This is a genomic window from Sphaerospermopsis sp. FACHB-1194, assembly GCF_014696235.1.
Lineage (GTDB): Bacteria > Cyanobacteriota > Cyanobacteriia > Cyanobacteriales > Nostocaceae > Sphaerospermopsis > Sphaerospermopsis kisseleviana.
On the sequence record NZ_JACJPU010000099.1, the window covers coordinates 1 to 4,853 of the forward strand.

Sequence of the window (4,853 nt, forward strand, 5' to 3'; positions counted from 1 at the left end):
GGAGGCATTGCAAGAGTGTTAAGATATCAAACATGGGCTGTGTGTGGCTTTCGAGTTATCGTTGTGGAAGACTATAACTCTACTACATCAGCCCTCTTTTTATACTCTTTTTTTGGCTAAGGTATTGGTGAAAGGAAGGTTTTTAGCTTTTCTAAGTCGCTTAGTTGCTGTTGGTATTTGTGGATTAGCAATAGTAGCAGTTCCAGTTTTGCGTGTAGCATCTGGTGAGTAAGGTATTGCTAATTGATAGCCTGATAATTCAGGGTTTGGATACCTTCTTTTATTCTCTCCTACTGACACCAAAACTGTCCTCCCCCAAATTACCAAATGTTGACATGATTAGAAGTTGCATTTCGCTGTTAATACTGAAAATACTTTTGTCAATTGACAATTGATAATTGACAATTAACAATTAATTGTTTCATTCAAGACTTCAAACCTCTCCTTTCAAAGAGAAAAATCAAAATTTCCTATTCTCAACCTTTCTCACTTTCAAGAAGAAGTAATTATAAAATGTCTATTGTTTATTAGTGAAAATCATACAATTTCATTTTTATTGATTAATAAATTCAAAAGTTTTTAACTTGCTATTTAAAAAGTGTTTTAACAATTGAGATCATTCCCACTTTGAAAAAAATAAACACAGCCACACCAAAAACTCTCCCAATCTCCTCTTCCTCTGCGTTCTCTGCGCCTCTGCGGTTCGTTTAAAACTCGTGCATCTGAAAAAAGGATGAGTGTGAAAAAACTCAGCATTTAACCGTTATTGATTAATGCTATTTAAAATATAATTACCCCTCAAAATTTCAAAAATTTCTAATTCTGCCTTCACTTTTACCCTAAATGATATTATCCAGTGATTACCAAATCCTGAATATCAAGCAACTTCTGAAACTACAGTACCCACGAAATTTTCATTTTCGTGTGAAAGCTTTTCTTCTACCAGTTTTGTCAACCAGTCCATAACAGTTAACCCTGAATCTTTAGCAGCATCTTGCAGCAGAGGTTGTAAATGTGCTGGAAGTTGTAAATTCACGTTAAAAGTTTCTCGTAATGGGATGACATTTTTTCTGACTTGAGAAGATTCTCCAAAGCGGTAAGTCCAGTATTCGCATTCTGCACCACGTTGGTTGCCGTCTTTCTCAACAAAACTCAATTTACCCAGGCGATCGCAATAAAAACTTTGTGGATCATCCTTTACCGAATCCCGACTACAATACAGACAATTCCAACAGCTACGGTTTAATGACTGCTGAGAATCATTAGTTGATTGCTGTTGCTTGTCAAAAGAGTAACCTTTTCTAGATTTATTTCCTGAATTTTCACGGTGGTACTCTCTAACAATTTGGGCAACACGACCAGATGTGACTTTTCCACCGGGTGCTGTAGAAACTGCTTTAGCCCAAACTTCTCGCTGTTCGTCTGGGGATAGGGTTGTTAAAGGTCTAACTTGCCGTTCGTTTGTCGGCAGAATTTTATTTTGTGATCCATGGGTCACATTTTCAGAAGTTTGTGATCCACGTCTCAGATTTTCATAAACCGATGCACCTTGTATCAAGCGATAAGCAGAACGACGGGAGAATTCCCAACGGTTGAGACAATATTCCTCAAAGGTTTTATAGTTTTGGCGATAAAGTCGTTTGTCTCGAATTTGATCCAAAGACTGGCCTACTTCCCAAAATCCTCTTAAACCCTTTTCAATTTTCTTTTCTAATCTATCTAGTTCTAAAGCTTCAGCCTCATTTAGCTGATTTTCTATCTTTGATACGCTTTGACTATCAGCTTGATTTTGTTCAGAGTCAGTCTCTAACCCCATTGGATCACTTTTGTCTTCCAGGAGAAGATTTCTTGTATTCTCAAATACGGTAAAATCAGAAGATGACCTGGTTTGGTTTCCCCCCCCATTCACAGGATCTCGCCTAGATTCCGTCATATAGGCCATAACTTCGCTTTCCTAGTGATGACACCTTGTTTGTTGACGGATGCTTAGTCAAGTAGATTTTTTAACTTTGCACCGTGCAATTAAAATTTTTGCACAATGCCATCTAGACTGGCATAGTATTTATAATTTCTTAACAATTCCCTGCCAATGTGATCCAAAATGTTTCTTGGTTTGTGGTAGATAGTTGATAGAGAATTTTCCTCAAACTCTTGTAAAGGAAAGAGGTTTAGTCTTCAATTAGTGAATAAAATAAATTAGCAAGCCTCACCCACTTTGAGTATTGCTAAACGCTTATATAAAACTAAGCAAAGTTGGCATCGCAAATGTACTAAATCAGCCCAAAAATCTGATGAAGTAGATACTTTCAATCCAATTTCAGGGTTAAACATCAATATTTAAAGTTGCCAACGTTATCATAATAAATATAAAGTGGAATAATAAGTAAAGTTTATAACTGGTAGAACCAGGTTTTCTACTATGCAAGAACGTCAAAAACGACTAGCAGAATTAATTGAACATTTATTAGAAGAAGGTTGGACTCAGAAAAAGTTAGCTGAAAGAATAGGTGTTGATACTACAACCGTGTATAGATGGTTAAAAGCGAAAGTTGTTCCTGAAGCTGACTCTAAAAACTTTTTGCGTTTGGCAAAAGTGAGTGGTGGTGATAGTGAATCTTTACAAGAGTATTTGGACGGTCATATATCTTTATCTGCCTATCGTCAGCGTTGGGAAGATAGCCCATTGAATTATGCTAACAGTTTTAAAAGCCGCCCTGTTGAAGAAATTAAACAGGAAGTTTTAGAACAAATTATTCTGCTTGAGCCAGCAGACATTTTAGATGTCATATCTAGAAGTGCAACCCTTTTGGCAGAAAAAAAATTAGTAGCAGAAAGAGCATGATTAATATATGTTATGCCTACAATTTTTAATTTGACTTCTGTCAAAAGGTATAAAAATATTAAAAAATGCAGTTGAGTTTGCATCTTTATTCATAAAAATCTATCTTTAGACTTATATGAATGAAAATAATAAAAAATTTTAGAGTCTCACTTCTTAGAGGATGTCTGAGAAGTAAGAAAGCCCACGTAACGGTATCCTGTCAGTAGAAAAAACACGTAAGTATGACAGCGTTACGAGAGCTATGAATGCATCCTACCCAAGTAATTTGACTTCTCAACAGTGGGAACTGTTATCAGGGTTAATTCTAGAAGCTAAAAAAGGAGGTAGAAAACGTAGTGTTGATATGGAAGCAGTGGTAAATGCCATACTTTACATCCTGTCTGCAGGTTGTGCATGGCGAATGCTGCCTCACGACTGCCCGAAATGGAAAACTGTTTACCACTATTTTCGGCAGTGGAGAAAAGATGGGACATGGGAGAAAATCCATGAGCGTCTGCGTTTATGGGTGCGTGTGAGCATTGGGTTATGGATGTTTATTGTTTGCTGTGCAGTGTTGTCACACGACACGAAGAACAAAAAGGATTTGTTGTACTGCCCAAACGTTGGCTTGTGGAAAGAACTTTTGGTTGGTTTAACTCGTGTCGAAGAATGAGTAAGGACTATGAGATTTTACCTGAAACAACAGAGGCTTTTATTTATGTAGCTATGATTCGTTTAATGTTGAAGCAATTGGCGTAATCAAAATCACTTTCTCAAAACTTTTCAGACATCCTCTAAGAAAATTTGCTATGCACATATTATGCAAATATTAAGAAAATCTTAAAGTATTATATCTGTCATCTGTTTAACTTACAAGATAAGTTACCATATCTAAATATCATCATTAATACTGCCAAATCAGAAGAAACCGCAAACATAGTAGGTAAACAACATGATAAAAACAGTAATTATCGATGACCATGAATTGAGTCGATATGGTATCAAAATGTTACTCTCTGCTGCTCCTGATATAGAGATTTGTGGAGAAGCCCAAACAGCATCAGAAGGATTAAAAATCATTGACATTCACAAACCACATATAGCTCTTGTGAATTCGACTTTGGCAAACGGTGCTGGTGTGGAAGTTACTAGGCAAATTAAACAAGAAGCATCAAATACTAAAGTCGTGATTTTTAATGCCCAAGCCACAGAAGTCTGTGTTAGAGAAGCTTTTGTTGCTGGTGCGAATTCATATTGTACGACAATGATAGCCAAAGAAAAGTTAGCAGAAGCTATTTATGTTACGTACAAAGAAGAACATTGGTTAGATTCTGCGATCGCTAAAATATTAATTCAAAATTTACACCCTCAAACTATGGCAGTTCTTCCCAGTATGAAAAAGAAACGAGTTTTCCACCAATATTCACTTAGTTCTAGGGAATTAGAGATTTTGCAGATGATTGCTATTGGTGATAGAAACAATCAAATTGCCAACAAACTTTTTTTGAGTGTAGGTACTGTGAGGTCTCATGTCCATCGCATCCTAACTAAACTCGATTGTCAAAATCGCGCTCAAGCTGCTACGAAAGCAATTGTAGAGGGACTGATAGATAGTCCAGAAACGAATCAAATCAGTTTAACGGCTTGATTTTGATTTTTGATTTAATTGGTCTAGATAACGTTGTCTTTCTTCGTTATTCACAACCCAGACCATACATCTACCTTTTAATTGAGCTTTTTTTGCTCGACAAACACTCAGGTCAAAATCGTTCCACTTCATAATTTGACGAGCAAATTCTCCGTCTTTTGACTTAGCCCAATTCAGAATTTCCTGTTCTTCCACGGTCAAGCGAACTGGTTCTGTTAACCCTCTACCTCTCCAAAGGAAAAATATATTACCAGTCACAATACCTTAGCCAAAAAAAGAGTATAAAAAGAGGGCTGATGTAGTAGAGTTATAGTCTTCCACAACGATAACTCGAAAGCCACACACAGCCCATGTTTGATATCTTAACACTCTTGCAATGCCTCC

Annotated in this window: 5 protein-coding genes and 1 pseudogene; 3 read left to right on the top strand and 3 right to left on the bottom strand. The window is 36.6% G+C overall.

Annotated elements, in window-relative coordinates; genetic code table 11:
- Positions 1-99: 99 nt before the first annotated feature.
- Together H6F45_RS25965 and H6F45_RS25970 are read right to left on the bottom strand one after the other, a co-directional pair.
- Positions 100-303 (bottom strand): hypothetical protein, encoded by a 204-nt coding sequence (locus H6F45_RS25965; protein ID WP_242052731.1) that lies wholly within the window; start codon positions 301-303, stop codon positions 100-102.
- Positions 304-877: 574 nt separating this feature from the next.
- Positions 878-1,942, bottom strand: a complete 1,065-nt coding sequence (locus H6F45_RS25970; RefSeq protein WP_190348797.1) for a hypothetical protein — start codon at positions 1,940-1,942, stop codon at positions 878-880.
- Positions 1,943-2,419: 477 nt separating this feature from the next.
- On the opposite strand from H6F45_RS25970, the gene H6F45_RS25975 reads away from it, so the two are divergent.
- The 3 genes and pseudogenes from H6F45_RS25975 to H6F45_RS25985 all read left to right on the top strand — a co-directional run bounded on the left by H6F45_RS25975 (position 2,420) and on the right by H6F45_RS25985 (position 4,469).
- Positions 2,420-2,842 carry a helix-turn-helix transcriptional regulator gene (locus H6F45_RS25975; RefSeq protein WP_190348798.1) on the top strand — a complete coding sequence of 141 codons (423 nt, stop codon included), beginning with the start codon at positions 2,420-2,422 and terminating at the stop codon, positions 2,840-2,842.
- Between the two features lie 241 nt (positions 2,843-3,083).
- A pseudogene (locus H6F45_RS25980) lies at positions 3,084-3,580 on the top strand (transposase).
- 193 nt (positions 3,581-3,773) lie between these two features.
- On the top strand, positions 3,774-4,469 hold the full coding sequence (locus tag H6F45_RS25985; protein ID WP_096573085.1) for a response regulator transcription factor: 696 nt from the start codon (positions 3,774-3,776) through the stop codon (positions 4,467-4,469).
- Here H6F45_RS25985 and H6F45_RS25990 read toward each other — a convergent pair.
- Entirely contained in the window at positions 4,458-4,727 is a 270-nt protein-coding gene (locus tag H6F45_RS25990; RefSeq protein WP_242052732.1) for a DUF6753 family protein, read from the bottom strand. The genes H6F45_RS25985 and H6F45_RS25990 overlap by 12 nt on opposite strands.
- Between the last annotated feature and the right edge of the window lie 126 nt (positions 4,728-4,853).

What these genes read in the sequence shown, in the direction of transcription:
- H6F45_RS25970 (WP_190348797.1), bottom strand. Translation starts at nt 1,942, where the DNA reads ATGGCCTATATGACGGAATCTAGGCGAGATCCTGTGAATGGGGGGGGA.
- H6F45_RS25975 (WP_190348798.1), top strand. Translation starts at nt 2,420, where the DNA reads ATGCAAGAACGTCAAAAACGACTAGCAGAATTAATTGAACATTTATTA.
- H6F45_RS25985 (WP_096573085.1), top strand. Translation starts at nt 3,774, where the DNA reads ATGATAAAAACAGTAATTATCGATGACCATGAATTGAGTCGATATGGT.